Origin of the sequence: Shewanella sp. AS16 (assembly GCF_021412365.1) — a bacterium.
GTDB classification, from domain to species: domain Bacteria; phylum Pseudomonadota; class Gammaproteobacteria; order Enterobacterales; family Shewanellaceae; genus Shewanella; species Shewanella salipaludis.
Map to the genome: position 1 here is coordinate 1 of NZ_JAKCLK010000120.1, position 330 is coordinate 330.

A 330-nucleotide genomic window follows, 5' to 3' on the forward strand; every position below is an offset into this window, starting at 1 on the left:
AACTCTCTTGCTCGATATTCAATCTTGTTAGCAACTTAGCGCTGTTCTCTCCGATAGCACCACGCTTGTCATCTCGAATAATACGCCCTGTATCATCAATCAATTCAAGATAATCCTGGAGCGAAAACACGATGCCATTGGGCTGATTATCGCGTTCGTTGCCAATAAAAGGCAGTAGGTTTGGTGGTTGTTCGCCTTTCAAGGCTGCCTGAATTCGCAGTTGAATGCTGGTGTGATTGGATTGCTCTGGGGTAGCCGCCATCTTGGCTCTGATGGGATTCAAATCGACATAAGCCATACAGGTTAATACTGCGGCCTCATCCAATAACG

At 46.4% G+C, this 330-nt stretch carries 1 pseudogene; it reads right to left on the minus strand.

Annotation, left to right across the window (positions count from 1 at the left end):
• Positions 1–330 (minus strand): annotated as a pseudogene (locus tag LZP73_RS19615) (transposase); the annotation flags it as partial.